Below are 16,160 nucleotides of genomic sequence, written 5' to 3'. Positions count from 1 at the left end.
CCAACCAACACACACTTATTATATAATGAAAGAGATTCATACCCCTCCTACGGAAGTGAGGCCTATTCATGGAAAGAGAACTGCTGGATCAAATCAACTTGTGGCATGAGCAGGACCAATTCAGTCTCATTATTGAACATATTGAACGAATCCCCGTCTCAGAGCGGGATTATGATCTGATTGGTCAACTCGCCAGAGCCTATAACAATGACGCACGTTACCGCGAAGCCATTCAACATTTGTTGTCTGTCCAGGAGCGTGGAGTAAACGACCCGCTCTGGCAATACCGTTTGGGTTATGCATACTGTCATATAGCGAGTTATGAACAGGCATTACTGGCTTTTGAGAGAGCTGATGAACTTCTGCCCCATGATGAATCTACCCTTGAATTCCTTCGCGAGATTCGTCCCGAAGCGGACAAGATGCGTCAAGATCGCCAGCGTCATGAAGAGGAGCTTGCCGCATTCGAGCAGAGCGGTATACAGAACCATCTAAGAGCAGCTTCAGGGACTTATGATCCCGCAACGTTCTGGGTACAGAGTGATTATGCCCAGGAAAATCATGTATCAGAACCTTTTGATGAAGAAGAGATTTTGACTATTGAGAAGGAATTGGGTTACAAGCTGCCCGCTTCCTATATTCAACTGATGAATACGCAAAACGGCGGTATCCCTGCGCTCACTGTATTTCCCACCAAAGAAGCTACTTCCTGGGCTGAGGATCACATTGCCATTTCAAGCATTATGGGAATTGGACACGATAAAATATACGCACTCGCTGGTGAGCTGGGAAGTCGGTTCATGATCGAAGATTGGGGATACCCCGACCTGGGGATTGTGATCTGTGATTGTCCATCCGCTGGTCATGATGTTGTTATGCTGGATTATCGCTTCTGCGGCCCTGAAGGTGAACCCTGTGTAGTTCATGTCGATCAGGAAAATGATTATGAGATTACATATCTTGCGCCCAATTTTGAAACTTTCATCCGTGGATTGGTCGATGAGGATACGTATGACCTGTCTGACGAAGAGAATGAGGACTAAAACCCAGGAGGGTCCGGCCATATGACAACCCGTATATATTTTGGTTCCAATCAACTTGGCGAAGTGGCCGCAGTTCCATTGCAGGATGCACTGAATGAGCTTGACCTGGGAACCCTTAAAGATTATCAACGAACGGATAAAGGGGTTATGGGTCAGACACTGCTCATTCGCTCTTCCCGTGGAGAGTATATTCTGAAAGGCAATCCTTTATATGCAGGACAGTTACAGGAAGAAAAGTTCTTTGTAGAACAACTGGCAAAACATACGGCCATCCCTGTCCCTGATCCATATTTGTTACATGAAGATACCCATCTGCTAGGCTGGAGTTATGCCATAATGCCACGCCTGCCCGGGAATCACCTGTATGATCCAGCATTCCAGGCTTCACTGTCACAGCAAGATCAGGAAGAGATCGCCTGTATGTTTGCCCATACTTTGGCTGAACTGCACCGCTGGAAGGTGCCTGATGCCGGGGAATATGATCCTGTAGCGCAGCAGATTGTTTCCTTTGCAGGCGATTATCTGGACTGGTTGTACGGAACCATTCGTCACTGGTTACATGATGCTGAACAGTACTCGGTGATTACGGATGAAGATGTTCAGTGGGTGGACGAGCAATTCAAGAATGCTGAACCGGCATTTCGGTCCAGGGCTGTTCCGTGTTTTGTTATGGGAGACTTCAAGGTCGAGAATATTCTGATACAAAATCTGGACGACCGTTCTTCAGGGTGGCAGATTAGTGGTTTGTTCGATTTTACAACGGCCTATTTCGGAGACGGTACAGCCGACCTAACCAAAATATCCACCAGGTATGTTCGTGAGGGTCAACCAGAACTGGCCGCACAGTTCCTTCGCTGCTACCGGGATCTGGTCTGTGCAGCAGATGAGGAGAAATGCCAACACTTCCGCACACGTCTCCGCATGCATCTGCTCTATCAACGTATCTTGTGGTGGGGGGAAGCCAACGCCACAGGACAAGTGACTTGGGCAGCCGACCTGCCTTTTGCACAGTGGGCGCAGCAGTCCATTAATTCGATTGTCGCATTGTTAGATTAGTAGATTAGTTAGTAGATTTGGACAGGTCGCTCAATGGATAGCGACCTTCCAAACTAACGTATGTATCATTCCATATATGTCGCCCAACATACGGGTATACGCATAAAACCGCCAAAGATCAAGGACGATCTCCGGCGGTTTTCTTCATACCACTATATACTTCGATCAACGATGGAATCTCTCAACTTAAGCTTGTGCAACGGGTGACTCCTGATGTTTCTGCAAAAACTCCAGCATCCGGCGGTACACAAGAATCTCGTTTGTTTTCCTGGAGAAGCCATGACCTTCATCATCCAGAACGATGTATTCCACATCAAGTCCCTTCGACTGGAGCGCGGCCACGATCTGATCGGATTCGGCCTTCACGACCCTTGGATCATTAGCACCCTGAATGACCAACATTGGGTTCACCATCTGATCGAGATACGTAATCGGTGAATCCTTCGTTAAACGTTCGCGGTCACGGACTGGATCACCCAGCCAGTTATCCATCATCGGTTTCCAGTCTTCCGGTACGGATTCCAGGAATGTGAACAAGTTACTTGGCCCAAAAATATCGACCGCTGCCCGAAACAGTTCCGGATGGCGACCTGCCAATAACAGGGTCATATATCCCCCATAACTTCCACCTACCACAAACAACCGCTCTGGCGAGGTAATTCCCTGATCAAACAACCAGTTGATGCCGGCAACACAGTCCAGTCTTGGGCCTTCTCCCCAATCCCGCTCAACCAATTTGACGAATTCCGCACCATACCCGGTACTGCCCCGGAAGTTAGGTGCAAAGATATGATAGCCCTGAGCGAGCATCATCTGGAACATCGGCCGAAAAAACTTTGCTTCGGAAGATTGCGGCCCGCCATGAGGCCAAAATACGGTGTAACCATTGGCCTGCTCTGGTTTTGCTTTGAACAAGAGAGCTTCAATCTCCAGTCCGTCGTAGGAGTTATACTGAATAACGTCAGGGTACACGAGATCACTTGGGTCCAGTCCGGTTACCCGATTGGCAGTCAGCGGCTCCCAGGACTCAGCACCTGCTATTTTGCGATAAATGTTATGCGGTTGGATCGCTCCACGTCCGAGGATATACACATTGCCAGCCTTTGTAACGTTCACCTGCTCTATCGTATCCAGCGGCATCTCTATGCGCCGAGGCTCATCGGCATTTTTGCCCAATACGTACATACGATTCTCCGGCCCTGTAAGTGTCCAGAAATATAAGGTCTCGGAAGCCTGATGCCAGCGGATGAACTCCACATCTTCCCCTTCGATTCTGCACAATAACCGGAATTCGCGGGTATCGATACGGTACTCAGCCACATAGGCGTATGCGGAGTCATCATTGGTAATGAACAGTAGACGATTGTCATCTGCAAAAATCAGATCGGAAACCTGACTATGACGTTCTGAAGCTGGCAGAATCACCATTTCTTCATTGTTACGATATAGATGCGCCGTCTGATACGTATTGGAGTACATTTTTAAAATGACATAACTCTTCTCGTCAGGACTTACAGCAACCAGGCTGCTCGTAACCTCTTCTCCACTGTATAACAGTTCATCTTCCCCTGTCTCCAGATCGATGCGGCGTGAATTCAGATAATTCGGATTACCCGCGCTGGTGACATAATAGAGACGCTGTCCATCCTCGGACAACTCAGCGAAATAACAGCGATCATTCGGTTCCGCCGGAACCACGGGCAGTGGAACACCACCCTCGGGTGGGAGTGCATATAGATGATAGTTCTCATCTCCATCCCGATCAAACGCGGTAAGAAGATGACGTCCTTGCGGATCTGCTTTGATAAATTGACTGCTCTGATTCAAGTACGTTAAAGGATACGGGTATCCTCCAGGCAAATCCATCGCCCAAATATTCGGCTGACCGTTCAGATTGCTGTCCATGAACAAACGTTTCTCGTCTGCCGATACGGCAAAATGTGAAATACGGTACGTCTGAAAATATTGCTCGACATCCGGTTTAGGAAACTGAATCATGACAAACCTCCTTGGAATTGAACCAATGAATTTAACATTGGTAAATTAAGGTACCATTTATCCATATTATAGGTAATGCCAATGTTTAGACAATAGATATGTAAGATTTAAATACTAACTCCCTCATAGCTTTGTATATTATTATCCATATTCATCCAGCATATGAGTGGTATCTCCCTCCCTGTCACGCATAATGATGCGGAGTAGCTTTTGCCCATTTTCAGAGACTGCAATACATAATTCTGTCCGCCCCATTCCAGCACATGTTCATGATTACGTATAGCCTGTACCGTATTCAGATTTCTCCACTGTCCACATAAAGATTGACCGGAAGCCTTGATCCAGGCCTCCTTGCCTGTGAGGACTTTCCACAGCAGGGAAGAAGAATCCTCCCCGGAACATATGGCTTCCAGCACATGATCCCGCTCTTCTTCCGTCAGGAATCGTTGGATGATGGCTTTCTCTCGCAATAACGGACGTACCCATTCCACATCCACGCCAAGCTCGTTGTTAGTGGATGTAACCGCCAGTACACATAGCCCATTCGTATGCGAAAGGCTGAATTGCGGACCTCCCACGAGATAAGGCTTTCCGGAAGTGCCGTATTCAAATCGAATATCCCTTGCCTGAAGCTGCATGTACTGTGCCAGTACTCGTCGCAAGAAAACCCTTGAAATCATCCAGCAATGAGCCTGTAGACGTGAGGTTCTGCTGATTCTGACCATACGTTCATGTTCTTCTGAAGTCATTGCATCGGATTCCATGGCAGCCGCTGTCTGCAGTTGATCCTCCCTTATGGGTAAAGTCTGTGTCCAAATGTGGACCTCCGGTTCTCCTGAAAATGGCGTGAACGTATCATTCCCTTGTTCCCTCATTGCCAGAAGACTGCTGATTGTTCCGGTGCTGAAATCCATAAGGCCCTCCTCCCTATGCGGTGTTACATGCTAACGTATAACAACCATCCGCAGACGAGCAGACGTTGCAATAGTTCTGAGACCACTCCTAACCTCTTCTTCTGTCAATTCAAGTGCATACGTGCCAAGCTGTATATAATCCAGTCCGATCACCTCATATTCCGAGATATGCATACATCGCTGTTTTAACGAATCCATGTCTGCATAATACTTGCTTAACCACTTCATCCGTGCATAGTTGAAGTTGGATAGGGACAGCGTTCCGTTCTGAATATGCTCACACATCTCCTCAACCCGGTTATATAAAGAAACGGGATCAGCTGAATACCCACAAGCGTTCGAAAAGGCAAATTCCTTACGATAATAGTGGTCCCATTCTGCACCTTTATGAAGCAGACCCAACTCCTTACATTCCGCATGGAAATCGGAAGTTTCACCCAGTAAAGCTTCAATGCCAATCATGCAAGCGACTTGCTCTTTTAAATGCATCCCATCTTTGGCACGGAACCCATACCTTACAAGCGGCAAGGACAATCCGCATTCAATCTCCCGATATTGCTTATTGGAGTCCTCGCCCAAATAGTCGGGTGTAACTTCTGACAGGTAGGCACCATTCAGTGGTTCCATCGCAGGGAATTTTTCCAGCATATCCGTAATGAACTCCGTTTCAACCGGACCGGCAACCGCTATCGCCATGTTCCCTGTGGCATAGCGAGTGTTGTAGGCATGCTTCAGCTCATCCGTTGTCATTTGGTACAGACTATCCGGTGTGCCTGCAACATCCATCGTGATGGGGTGATTGCTGCCATACATCATCTGGGTCAACTGCTGCAAAGCTCGCCAGGAGGGCTGGTCTGCATACATGGAAAGCTCCTGATGAATGGCGGACCGTTCCTGTTCCAGATGCATCGGGGTGAAATATGGAGCAGCAAGCATGCCGGTGAACAACTCCAGACTTCGTTTCAAATCGCCTGTGCAGGCCATTTGATAAGTCGTTACATCGTAACGCGTCAATGCAGATGTCGATGCTCCCATAGTATGAAATAGCGGCTTGACGGGCCGTTGATCCGGATTGTAGAACATCATATGCTCAAGGAAATGTGCTCTGCCAGGCAGGGCTGCATCATGGATTGAGCCATAGGACACGGACCATGAAACAAAAGTATGATGGAACTGGGGTTCGGGGAAAATGTGGACCGACAGACCATTGGACAAGCGCCTGCGGACAGGTGCAATATTCACAATACTATTCATGAGTCACCTCCTGCACTGGTGCGGAATATTCACTCTCAGGATACAAAATCCAGGTGACAGCCTTTTTCATGCCAGAGGCTACCTCGGCCACTTGTTCCGCAGTAACGCAGGATATGGCTTCCAGGAATTGCGGAGTTGTCATCTGGACCCGGTTGAGCAATCGATCGATATGAAGGTTGACTACCTGCTCAGGCAGATCGTATCCCACTTGCACATAATGCATCACATTTTGAATAGCTCTATTCAGCTCCACTTCCTGAATGTCTCCGCTGCATACCCTCAGCCATTCAGCATCTATCGCTTCAAGGACCTCTGTCACATATCCACTGTTTGTTCCCGTTGTCACATGAAGCATTCCCCGATAATCATCCAGCGTGCTGTAGATCTGATACACCCATTGCTTTCGTTCACGAAGCTCGGATTGAAGCCTGGACGCAGGCGTAGCGCCAAACAGGGAATGAAAAAGAAACAGGGCAGGATAATCCGACGATCCATACGTCACCCCGGTGGTGAAGGTCACATTAATCTTGCATTGCTGAACATCCATCAGTTCAAGCATCATCTCGCCTTCCTCCCGGTGCTCAGTAGGTTGACCATGCCCGATCACAGATGGGATAGCTCCCCCCTCAGCCGTGACAAGCAATGGCACAAAGGTCTCCATGACCTGAGCTATCATCACATCCGACTGGAAATCACCGATCACATGAATATGTAGTGGGCTACAAAGCACCTCCCGGTACCATTGCTGAAGTTCACCATCACGCACACAATGTTGCAGTTGCTCAACGTCGGCATCCCTGCTTCGTTCCGCATACCCAAGCCATTCCAGACTACGCCCCTGTACCACCTTGTCCCAATTGGAAACATCATAGCCAGCATGATGTTCTGCCCAAGCAAGTTCCTCCTGGATCTGCACTTCATCAAAATCAAATCCGCCCTTAAGGCTCGGTTCGAACATCATGTCTGTGAGCAGCTTCAACGCATCCAGCGTCCGCATTTCCGTCCCCGGCAGCAACCCTGCAGGGATACGCAACCGGATGGATGCGAGTTGAGTCTCCCCCTTCTGCTCCAATTCGCATCTTAGCTCATCGGCATACATGGACCATAGTTGCTGCTGTAGCTTTCTTTTGCCGAGTGAATCCTGCCTGAAAAGCAGCCGCACAATGACTGCAAATACAGCTGAGGGAATCCTTCCCTGTTCGTTAACGATACCCAGGTGGAGATAACAATTAGCGTATTGGCTTGTTGGCATCACATGGACCGATAGACGATTGTACTGCTCCGTAATGAAAGACTGCATCCTTGCCTCCCCCCTTATCTGACGGTTAACCCAAATTGTAGATCATGCCACTCGCGGTGTTCAGTCCAAGCTGACCGAATCCCTCCAGCGGCTTGGAGAACCAGTCCACCTGACTCTCAGCTTCCGCTGAATGAAGATTAGTCTCATCCTCTTTCCAGTGAATCACTTGCTGATGGTGACGGTCCCAGAATCTCCATAATGCAGGCTGCTTCAGCAGTTGATTGCGAAACGGCTCATATACACGTCCTGCTGATTCCTGAATATCCCCTTCTAAGATGAAAGGCGGCAAGAAAACAATTTTGGAACGAAAATCTTCAGTCAATGTCATGAAATAGGGGCATACAGGCTTGCGTGTCTTGGCTAAAATACGAAAAATACCGCTCCTCGTCCGGATGCGTGAACTCAGGAAAGGAAGCTCCACTGCGCGATTATCCGCGTTGAACCCAGTCTGACCATCTACGAAAAGGTTGAATGAACCTCCCTTCCGCAAATGAGAATATAATCGTATGCCAATCATCTCATCCTCGGCATTCAACAGATCAGCACCTGCAAACTGACGTAGGGTATTCCAGGACGACAGCTTCTGTTCCTGCTCTACGGTGCCCTGCTCAGCCACAAGATAGAAGGGTAATCCGGACTTCATGTGGCCTGCGCGAATCTCCTGTCCGATGGTGATCATATTATGCCTGACGAATCCATAATGCCAGGTCAACAAAGCCCCACCTTCCTGCAAAGTCGCTTGCAAATGTTCAAGCCCCTCGACTTCATCCCAATCCATAAAGGAGTACGGGCTTTTTTTGTGTTCGTCAACCGTCCGCAAAAAAGCCAGATAATCCATCCAGATCGACTCTGGTGACGATTCCGGTTGAAGTGGTGCAAGCTCTTTAACAATATTCATTAGCGCATAGAAGAATCCCAGTTGAATTCCGTTTGTCTTTTCCCTATACAACTCCTCCCTGACCTGTTCCTTATGTAACGTATATAATGTATGAAAATCCTCCATCCTTACACCTCCTGTATACCCTGATTCATGGATATTCCCGCTCCCGACAGCATTCCTTCCCTCGCTGCGCTAGTTCTAGAAGACAATTCAAACCGCCGACGATTCCGGTCGATACCATCCATCATATAGACCAACATTCGAAGCGCCAGCTCATATTGTCCAGGAATGTGTCGATCCGATTGCACACCCTGTCCTTCAACCACATCCATCCCTTGATAAGCTATCGGTACTTCCAGTACTGCAATAACACAGTCTCGAATATTCTGCCATGTGGGTCCTGCCGCAATCGGAAAATCAACAAAGGGGAAGCTTCCCGGATCAAGGGAATCCAGGTCAAAAGTTAAATAAGCAGAGTCGATGTCGTACTTCTGCCTTACCTCGTTCAGAACATGACTCACCCTCTCGGGTGTCATATGCTCTGCCGATATTTGAATCAAGCCAGGATGGTTGTACATCTGATCTGCTGAGCGAAGACCACGCAGGCCGATCTGTACTACAGCAGCAACCGTACCCTGCTCTAGCAGATGTCTTACAAAATTGGAGTGACTGGGATGCTCCTGATGAATGGCATCGATACCGCAATCATGATGGGCATCGAACTGTACCAGCACCCTTCGACTGCCCGTGGCCTTTGCCATCATCTGAAGCACAGCATGCGTAATAGAATGGTCTCCGCCAATGCAGCATAATAGCGCCTGTTGATCCAGCGCATGATCCAGTGCGGCCGCAAGCCCCTTTTGATAAGGAACAGCTGTATCCGGCTCCGCTTCATTCATAAGACAAGTACCCCAATCCTGCATGGTTACGCTCTCAAGCAATCGTCTCCCACTTCCAATATCGTACAAGCTCGAATTCCCGGACTCTTGCAACGATGGATAGATGACCTTTTTCCACGATTCTACACGTAACGCATGCGCAAGTCCGGCAACGGAGGAGTTTAACATGCTTGTCCCACCAGAATGAGGGATACCCAAGATCCCCAGTTGAGGAGCCCGATGACCCATGAGAGGCTCATATAAAAAAAAAGGCGCTTCCGCAGGTTCCACCCCCGGCAAATCCGGGGGGCGTTGTGGCTCCAGCTCTTTCGCAGGTTCCAGCTCATAAAACTGGCTGAACGTTTCATCCGCAGCGATCCACGTATCTGCAATGCGACGTACCAGATAAGCAGGTTCTGATGTTGTCATGCAAAAACCTCCTGTACGTAGTTAGAGTCAAGTCTGTGTGGAATAGCTCTTATTCGGCAACGTTGCTTCACCTTCTGGACTGATGTCCTTATCCGCAGACGACTCCACATATTCCCGCTTCAGCATTCGCATGAAAGGCAGGAAGAACGACGACATGCCGACCACATTCATGCCAGCAATCACCGCATAGAAGTAAGTAATCTCATTGAAAGCCCGAGTCAGTCCCCAGCCAAGTGCGATAATAATCAGAAAATACACCGCATTCAAGAGTATGGCCTGGTATCCGCGCCCGCTCTGTTCCATCGTCAGCAACGTTGTCATCATGGGACCCATGCCAATATAGGAAAGAGCCACGATGGACAGATACCTTGCCGCTTCGGCTCGGGTTGCTGCGTCTTCGATTAGGAATGCGATAAGCGGATCTCGCCAGATCCAGACGGCAACGGCAATGATCACGTACAGAACAAAGGATTGCAACAGACCTTGGCGATAACTTGCATAGGCCCTTGGCCGGTGTGGTGACTGCAAATTATGATTGATGATAATGCCGATGGCCGATCCAATCACGATACCCGGCAGGATCGCCATCGTCTGAATTCGATAACCAACGCCAAAGCCAGCAACCGCCCCTTCGCCAAAGTGACTGACAATTTTATTGAAAAAAAATGTACTCAGAAAAATCATGCAGTACGAGATGAACACAGGAATACCGACATGCCTGAGGGCCAGCAGATGTTTTTGGGCAAAAGCAAAGCGTTCAAAGATCATTTCCCGACGAATGAACAGAATCAGCAGGGAGATGGCCAAGGACAAGACGGAAGTGATCAGGTTGGCATAGATGATGCCCTTCAGATCCAACCCAAAGACCGACACAAATGTATACACAAGAGCAATGTTTAGCATCGCCATCCCAACCGCGTTCCACGACGCTGCCTGTGCCCGGCCCAGCCCTCGTAACGCCGCACTGGTCACTGCCGCCAGGACGGCCGGGATGCTCACTGCCATCATGCCCCATACGTACAGCGTAAACATGGGCCCAATGTCGGCAGGCACACGGTAAAACCATGAAAGCACAGGGGTCATTAACATCACAATTCCCCCGGTCAGAATGGCAAGCAGCATTGCACTGCCCATCATGTGCACGAATAGCTGGGTAAATACACGAGAGCCCCCGGCACGACTGCGCGCTACCGCTACCTGAACAGACAGTTGCATCGCTTCGATGATGGCAATCATGACAAATGAGACAGGAATATACAATGAGAGCACATATAATACATTTTGACTCGTATGACCCAAGAAAAATACATTGGCCAGTTGTGTAATCACGTTAACCAGAGAAGCGAGCAGCATCGGAACGGCCGTACGGAATAACAAACGATGGATCGAGCCGGCCGTATAATCGATCCCCTGCATGGGGTTCACCTCCACAATTCATGAAGTCTTGATTTCTTGATTTATTGTAAGCCTGTTGAGTATCGGCAGACGTATCACATGCACGCAACAAGCAGATATCACCCGATCGTCATCCCACGAGACCAGCATGACTCGATCATCCGGCCTGATGATCCCCCGCTCTAGCTTATCTGCCAGCTGTATCCATACATCACCGCTCTGATAATCGGTTCGTGGTACGCAGATGGTCTTGGAAGAGGAAATATGCAGAACAGAACTGCCATTGAGACGTAATCCCAGTCTCGACTGAAGAATGACATGTTCGGCTGCATGGCTGTCCATCCATTCGTGGATCATGCCGAGTGCCTCGGATGCAAAAGCCGTGGCTTTATCCGATCTAATGATCCGTTTTCCCGCATAGTGTATCTGCAACGCTCCTTGACCAAGGCCTACCTCAAGCGCCACCGCCATGTCGCCCAAATCACCCTTAGGTTCAGATGGTTGACCATATGCAATCTGTCCATCGTCATGGAGAATTCGCTGCTCCACCAGAACAATCGCAGTCCGTTCGTTAGGAAGCATGCTCCAAAGAGCAACCTGAATGGCCTCGGTGCCTGCGAGCGCACCCATATGGGTAATACCGAGTGGATGATCAACTCGCCACGGAGCCGTTTCAAGCATTCGGGCAAGTGGAGCATTCAATGCATGTCGTTCGGGACAGGTCTGGGCAAGGATCAACCAATCCCAATGCGGCTTTGTGGACAACTGCTCCAGCACCATAAGCGCAAGATCACCCGCTGTCACCCGGCTCCCGTCTGCCATAAGGGAGCGAGTCAGCGTTCCCACGCGACCATAGTAGTGATCCTCCATGTATATGTGCGGCGATACGTAAACATAATCATCCGGTGTTGGCCAATCCAGCGTGTACAGATGATCCTCCGCAGTAAGCCAGCAAATATGATCCACATAGATGGGCGCGCCAATATCACCACGAAGTGAATCAGACATGCTGCATCTTCCCGTTGGCATACGCCTGAAAAACGTTAATCTTCTGAATGGACGTTGTGCCTTCCATGAACTCAAAGGCCCTTGCATCGCGATACCATTTGTTCAACAGAGGATGCTCCAGCATGGAACCTGGCCCCATCATCTCCAGTGCCCATTCCGTCGCTTCCTCCGCAACTGACGCAGCCCGTATTTTACTGAGGGAAGCCAGATATCCCTTATTCGCATCATGGTCAATCTCTGCTGCTGCATTCCGAATCATGCTGCGCAGCGCGTGCAGACGCATCTCCAATCGCTCCAATTCTGTCTTTCCACGTTCTGTGAAGATCGTTCTGTGCTCCACAACATAATCATAAGCAGCCTGTGCAACACCAAGCGCCAATGCCGCCACACTAGGGCGCATCCGGTGGAATGTACGCAGTGCTCCCCACAGTCCACGCTTGGTTGGGCTTAAATGACGACCCAGAATATCTTTCTCTTCCAGTGGGAAAGCCTCGAATTGCAGATGGCTGAGTTGCAGACCGCGAAGCCCCATCGTGTCCAGCGGCGTTGCTGTGAAACCCGGCAGAGAAGGATCAACTATAGCCACCTGAATGCCCAGAGGCGTACGATTGGTCTGAGCGAATACCAGTCCAATACTCGCCCGGTGTCCGTTCCCAATGTAGAATTTATGTCCGGTTAGCTCCATTCCCCCATCCGGATGTCGCGTAATCCGCGTGCTGATCTCGGTTGCATCTGAACCCTTCTCCGGCTCTGACAAGGCAAAAACAGCCCAGGCCGGACCTTTCAGAAAGTGGCTATAAAAGCGCTCCTTCTGTTCCTCATCGCCCAAGTCAATCATGACGATGCTGGACATGGAAGGCCCAGGTCCTCCCAGAAAAACGCCCGCATCTCCTGCGGACAACTGCTCGATCGTAATGACTCTTTCCAGCGAAGAGAGTCCATAATATCGATCCTGACCTATGGTTACAATTGGCTGGCCGCCATACTCCGGGGGAATCATCATATGATTGATGGCCTGCAGGGCAGACGTGTGCAAAAAATCGGTGAGTCGGTCTGGCTCCCGGTCAATCGTCTGGCCGATCTGACGAAGCTCCACAGCATACTGCTTCATCACATGCTCGAATATCGCAATTGTTGATGGAGTAATCATCAATATTCCTCCTTAGCTGGCAACAGCATGTTTTTCACCAGTTGGCCTGCATATGTATATGCAGATACGCCATGTCTCAAAAAACCGAAACCGCCGCCAAGACGTTGAATCTGTCTGAAAGCTTCGTCCAATTCCTGATGTATCCACGCATGAACCCGGACCGATGGAAGACCTGGATTTGCTGAGAGGAAGCGGTCTTCAGGCAACGTTTCCGCCATGTAGAGCGTTGTCAAGATGTCAGCGACCATGCCTTTCACGAGCTGGTGCTGAAACGTGGATTGCCCGCCCGATATTCGCACCGACAAATGCCTGCGAACCTGCTCCAATCCAGCCTTGCACAGCTCTACGCGGAACTCAAGCAGGCGTGTTCTCAGCTCATTCGAGGTCACTTTCTCGCCTGATATCTCAGCCTTCTCACCCTCATTCGGCTGTACCCGGTATAACAGTAGTCCGGAGGGCTCCAGCATCCGATCCTGTACATGAACGGCATGTAGCTGGTTCCAACGATACAGCCCAGCTAATTCTTCATGCCAAAGTAAAGCATCTTGTTCAATGATATGAGCGGTCCCGAGCACGTATGGACCTGTTGCCAAAAGCACTGGACGATTGTTCACCAGCAAGGTTTTTGCCTCCAACATTTCCGATATCGGAGCAACGGGGTTGCCTGCTGCCTTTGATCCGACGGGCTTTGCATCTGGGCCCTGGAATTCAATAACATGCATTTTCATTCCTCCTGTTCATTCTTCTTCGCATCCTCCATGCTCCACCAGTGCAAAACCAAAAAAACTGCCGAGCCCGATACTGACCATGATGGAGCGCCCCTTCCTGCACACCCAGTCCTGCTCCAATCCCGAACTCAGGTTAATGAACGGGTCGGTGGAAAAGGTATGTCCGATTCGCTGAATGTTATCCAGATATATCCGTTCAAGTCCAACTCCCGTACGTCGCGAGAATTCCTTCCAGGTAGTCCAGTTCACATTATGGGGAAAAATATGATTCACATCTTCGAAACTCAGGCCTTGCGTTGACAGCAGCTCTTCCATCCCTTGAATGATATGGTCCACATACAATCGGTTAAATGCCGAGATCTCATCGGCGGTTGCATGATAACCAGTATGAAACCGGGTATCTCGCAGCACATGCGCCGCCTGAACGACATGCTGACAGCTCTCTCTGCTCAATAGAACAGCTACGGCAGAATCACCCAGAATGGCCGATTTGCGCAGATAGCGCCATTCGGGAGGCAAAAAATTGAATTGATCCGCACAGATCAACAACACATTCCGAATGTGAGGCTGCGTTTGCGAGATTCGCTCAAGCCATTGAAGAGCGGCTATCGACGATGCACAGTTCATTTGCGATATGCCATAGAACGGTACATGTTCCAGCCCGAAGCGCTGGAGGACACGCTGCACAAGCCTGTAATCGCTCGGTGTCTGCACCTGGAAGGAATGGACATAGAGAACAAGGTCAATTCCGGAAAGGGCAGGTCTGGTCTGGAGTCGTTCCACAGCCTGTGCGATCGTATCGTCAAGCATCTGGCCCGGTTCCGTTACAGGCACACCTTTCAGGCGGTGGTACTTGCGCAGAAACTGAAGCTCGCCTTTCCCAAGCTCCAGGGCAGCCAGCACCTCTTCCGGCTGCTGAATCTGTTCAGGCAAATAGACGCCAATATCCACAATACCGAACCCCAATGTTCTCCCTCCTTCTGCGATTAGTGTCCATCCATACTCCATTCACAAGTTCGGATCAGCAAGGCGTGAACAAACGAATCCGTCTGCTCCAGATGCATAAGACATATGTACTCGCCCCCGTCCTTCTCTTCCAGTAACTCCTGTAATGCGAAGAATGGCGCTGCACTCCAGCGCGATGGATCATAATAACTCTTCGATCCACATTCCCTGTACCAGGCAGCCTGATTGCACAGCTGCTCCAGATCAGGATGGATGAGCAGGTTAATCTGATTCCGGTGAATGGATGCCCTGACACATAATCGATCCAGTACCATCTCCGCAGTATCGGCTACGGAATGCTCGGCATGTCGCATCTCTACACCAAGCAGGGAAGGTCCTACTCCTGTCATCCGATCAAGGTATATGGCTGCAGCCGTGTCCGGCCCAGGCGGTGAAACAAGTTCCATCGTTTCATAGGGGAGAGCCGTCTGATCCATGACCAGCAGCATGCCTTTCATGTAACCTTCTCTGCCCAGATAATGCTGAAGCATGTGGAGCGCCGCAAAAGGAGCACCAAAACCAAGATCATTTACAGCAAAACTGATAAAACGGGCCTCATAACGATCCATCAAATAATTCACAATTGATATATCCGGGCGGGTATTCGGAAAATTGTATGCCAGCAGCAACACATCCACATCCTGCATGACCCGATCAAGTCCCGTCTCTTCCAGCAGTTCCACACTCATCTCGTGATAGGCATTGTTGTTACGACCCTGCAAAAGTTGAACGTCGTACTTGATCGGAGTACCCGCGAGCATATCCTGATGAAATCGCAGCAGTTCCGGATGATCAAACGGAGGCTTCTTCTCCGAGAACAGCCTGACTCCCATCTCCCGTATGGCAACAGGCGAAGCCATCAGGCCGCAATGAGCTGCTTCTCAATATAAGCAGCCAGGGAGCCTACCGTATCAAATACATCGGGCTCCAGATCATCCGGGTCAATCTCCAGACCTTCAATCCGGTCCTCCAGCGTCATCAACAGTTCCAGAACAGAGGTCGAATCCAGATAGAGTTCGTCAAATAAAGATGTGCTTAATTGAATATCCTCCCTGGCTTCCGTATTCAACACTTCAGCAAGGGCACCCTTGATCTCTTCAAGCAATCCTGCAGTTGTCATGA

Annotated in this window: 15 protein-coding genes; 2 read left to right on the top strand and 13 right to left on the bottom strand. The window is 49.6% G+C overall.

Features of this window, described 5'->3' with window-relative positions; all coding sequences use genetic code 11:
- Positions 1 to 68 precede the first annotated feature (68 nt).
- Both MHI55_RS03205 and MHI55_RS03200 read left to right on the top strand, forming a co-directional pair.
- Positions 69 to 1,043, top strand: coding sequence for an SMI1/KNR4 family protein (locus tag MHI55_RS03205; protein ID WP_340388792.1), 975 nt, complete (start codon positions 69 to 71; stop codon positions 1,041 to 1,043).
- A gap of 21 nt (positions 1,044 to 1,064) precedes the next feature.
- Positions 1,065 to 2,099, top strand: a complete 1,035-nt coding sequence (locus MHI55_RS03200; RefSeq protein WP_340388790.1) for an aminoglycoside phosphotransferase family protein — start codon at positions 1,065 to 1,067, stop codon at positions 2,097 to 2,099.
- A 186-nt stretch (positions 2,100 to 2,285) separates the two neighbouring features.
- Here the strand turns inward: MHI55_RS03200 and MHI55_RS03195 are convergent, their stop codons facing one another.
- From MHI55_RS03195 to MHI55_RS03135, 13 genes are all read right to left on the bottom strand, one after another.
- Complete coding sequence (locus MHI55_RS03195; protein WP_340388788.1) at positions 2,286 to 4,097, bottom strand: S9 family peptidase; 1,812 nt, start codon at positions 4,095 to 4,097, stop codon at positions 2,286 to 2,288.
- Positions 4,098 to 4,204: 107 nt separating this feature from the next.
- Positions 4,205 to 5,011, bottom strand: coding sequence for a 4'-phosphopantetheinyl transferase superfamily protein (locus MHI55_RS03190; protein ID WP_340388785.1), 807 nt, complete (start codon positions 5,009 to 5,011; stop codon positions 4,205 to 4,207).
- 30 nt (positions 5,012 to 5,041) lie between these two features.
- Positions 5,042 to 6,265, bottom strand: a complete 1,224-nt coding sequence (locus tag MHI55_RS03185; RefSeq protein WP_339190025.1) for a pitrilysin family protein — start codon at positions 6,263 to 6,265, stop codon at positions 5,042 to 5,044.
- Positions 6,258 to 7,565: an insulinase family protein gene (locus MHI55_RS03180; protein ID WP_339190026.1), complete on the bottom strand. Its 1,308-nt coding sequence runs from the start codon at positions 7,563 to 7,565 to the stop codon at positions 6,258 to 6,260. Before MHI55_RS03180 ends, MHI55_RS03185 begins: the two co-directional genes overlap by 8 nt.
- Before the next feature lie 25 nt (positions 7,566 to 7,590).
- Positions 7,591 to 8,568, bottom strand: a complete 978-nt coding sequence (locus tag MHI55_RS03175; protein ID WP_339190027.1) for a hypothetical protein — start codon at positions 8,566 to 8,568, stop codon at positions 7,591 to 7,593.
- Between the two features lie 2 nt (positions 8,569 to 8,570).
- Positions 8,571 to 9,752 carry an arginase family protein gene (locus MHI55_RS03170; protein WP_339190029.1) on the bottom strand — a complete coding sequence of 394 codons (1,182 nt, stop codon included), beginning with the start codon at positions 9,750 to 9,752 and terminating at the stop codon, positions 8,571 to 8,573.
- Between the two features lie 27 nt (positions 9,753 to 9,779).
- A complete protein-coding gene (locus MHI55_RS03165) occupies positions 9,780 to 11,168 on the bottom strand; it encodes an MATE family efflux transporter (protein ID WP_340388783.1) in 1,389 nt (462 codons plus the stop codon).
- 18 nt (positions 11,169 to 11,186) lie between these two features.
- Positions 11,187 to 12,155: a hypothetical protein gene (locus MHI55_RS03160; RefSeq protein WP_339190033.1), complete on the bottom strand. Its 969-nt coding sequence runs from the start codon at positions 12,153 to 12,155 to the stop codon at positions 11,187 to 11,189.
- A complete protein-coding gene (locus MHI55_RS03155; protein ID WP_340388781.1) occupies positions 12,148 to 13,305 on the bottom strand; it encodes an acyl-CoA dehydrogenase family protein in 1,158 nt (385 codons plus the stop codon). Before MHI55_RS03155 ends, MHI55_RS03160 begins: the two co-directional genes overlap by 8 nt.
- Entirely contained in the window at positions 13,305 to 14,027 is a 723-nt protein-coding gene (locus MHI55_RS03150; protein ID WP_340388779.1) for a hypothetical protein, read from the bottom strand. Before MHI55_RS03150 ends, MHI55_RS03155 begins: the two co-directional genes overlap by 1 nt.
- A gap of 15 nt (positions 14,028 to 14,042) precedes the next feature.
- Positions 14,043 to 14,999, bottom strand: a complete 957-nt coding sequence (locus MHI55_RS03145) for a 3-oxoacyl-[acyl-carrier-protein] synthase III C-terminal domain-containing protein (RefSeq protein ID WP_340388776.1) — start codon at positions 14,997 to 14,999, stop codon at positions 14,043 to 14,045.
- A gap of 20 nt (positions 15,000 to 15,019) precedes the next feature.
- Positions 15,020 to 15,898 carry a hypothetical protein gene (locus MHI55_RS03140; RefSeq protein WP_340388774.1) on the bottom strand — a complete coding sequence of 293 codons (879 nt, stop codon included), beginning with the start codon at positions 15,896 to 15,898 and terminating at the stop codon, positions 15,020 to 15,022.
- Positions 15,898 to 16,158 (bottom strand): acyl carrier protein, encoded by a 261-nt coding sequence (locus MHI55_RS03135; protein ID WP_340388772.1) that lies wholly within the window; start codon positions 16,156 to 16,158, stop codon positions 15,898 to 15,900. Before MHI55_RS03135 ends, MHI55_RS03140 begins: the two co-directional genes overlap by 1 nt.
- Between the last annotated feature and the right edge of the window lie 2 nt (positions 16,159 to 16,160).

Origin of the sequence: Paenibacillus sp. FSL E2-0151, assembly GCF_037993015.1 — a bacterium.
Classification (GTDB): Bacteria; Bacillota; Bacilli; order Paenibacillales; family Paenibacillaceae; genus Paenibacillus; species Paenibacillus amylolyticus.
Note: the sequence above shows the minus strand (reverse complement) of the source record. Positions and strands in the feature narration are given on the sequence as shown.

What these genes read in the sequence shown, in the direction of transcription:
- MHI55_RS03205 (WP_340388792.1), top strand. Translation starts at nt 69, where the DNA reads ATGGAAAGAGAACTGCTGGATCAAATCAACTTGTGGCATGAGCAGGAC.
- MHI55_RS03200 (WP_340388790.1), top strand. Translation starts at nt 1,065, where the DNA reads ATGACAACCCGTATATATTTTGGTTCCAATCAACTTGGCGAAGTGGCC.
- MHI55_RS03195 (WP_340388788.1), bottom strand. Translation starts at nt 4,097, where the DNA reads ATGATTCAGTTTCCTAAACCGGATGTCGAGCAATATTTTCAGACGTAC.
- MHI55_RS03190 (WP_340388785.1), bottom strand. Translation starts at nt 5,011, where the DNA reads ATGGATTTCAGCACCGGAACAATCAGCAGTCTTCTGGCAATGAGGGAA.
- MHI55_RS03185 (WP_339190025.1), bottom strand. Translation starts at nt 6,265, where the DNA reads ATGAATAGTATTGTGAATATTGCACCTGTCCGCAGGCGCTTGTCCAAT.
- MHI55_RS03180 (WP_339190026.1), bottom strand. Translation starts at nt 7,565, where the DNA reads ATGCAGTCTTTCATTACGGAGCAGTACAATCGTCTATCGGTCCATGTG.
- MHI55_RS03175 (WP_339190027.1), bottom strand. Translation starts at nt 8,568, where the DNA reads ATGGAGGATTTTCATACATTATATACGTTACATAAGGAACAGGTCAGG.
- MHI55_RS03170 (WP_339190029.1), bottom strand. Translation starts at nt 9,752, where the DNA reads ATGACAACATCAGAACCTGCTTATCTGGTACGTCGCATTGCAGATACG.
- MHI55_RS03165 (WP_340388783.1), bottom strand. Translation starts at nt 11,168, where the DNA reads ATGCAGGGGATCGATTATACGGCCGGCTCGATCCATCGTTTGTTATTC.
- MHI55_RS03160 (WP_339190033.1), bottom strand. Translation starts at nt 12,155, where the DNA reads ATGTCTGATTCACTTCGTGGTGATATTGGCGCGCCCATCTATGTGGAT.
- MHI55_RS03155 (WP_340388781.1), bottom strand. Translation starts at nt 13,305, where the DNA reads ATGATTACTCCATCAACAATTGCGATATTCGAGCATGTGATGAAGCAG.
- MHI55_RS03150 (WP_340388779.1), bottom strand. Translation starts at nt 14,027, where the DNA reads ATGCATGTTATTGAATTCCAGGGCCCAGATGCAAAGCCCGTCGGATCA.
- MHI55_RS03140 (WP_340388774.1), bottom strand. Translation starts at nt 15,898, where the DNA reads ATGGCTTCGCCTGTTGCCATACGGGAGATGGGAGTCAGGCTGTTCTCG.
- MHI55_RS03135 (WP_340388772.1), bottom strand. Translation starts at nt 16,158, where the DNA reads ATGACAACTGCAGGATTGCTTGAAGAGATCAAGGGTGCCCTTGCTGAA.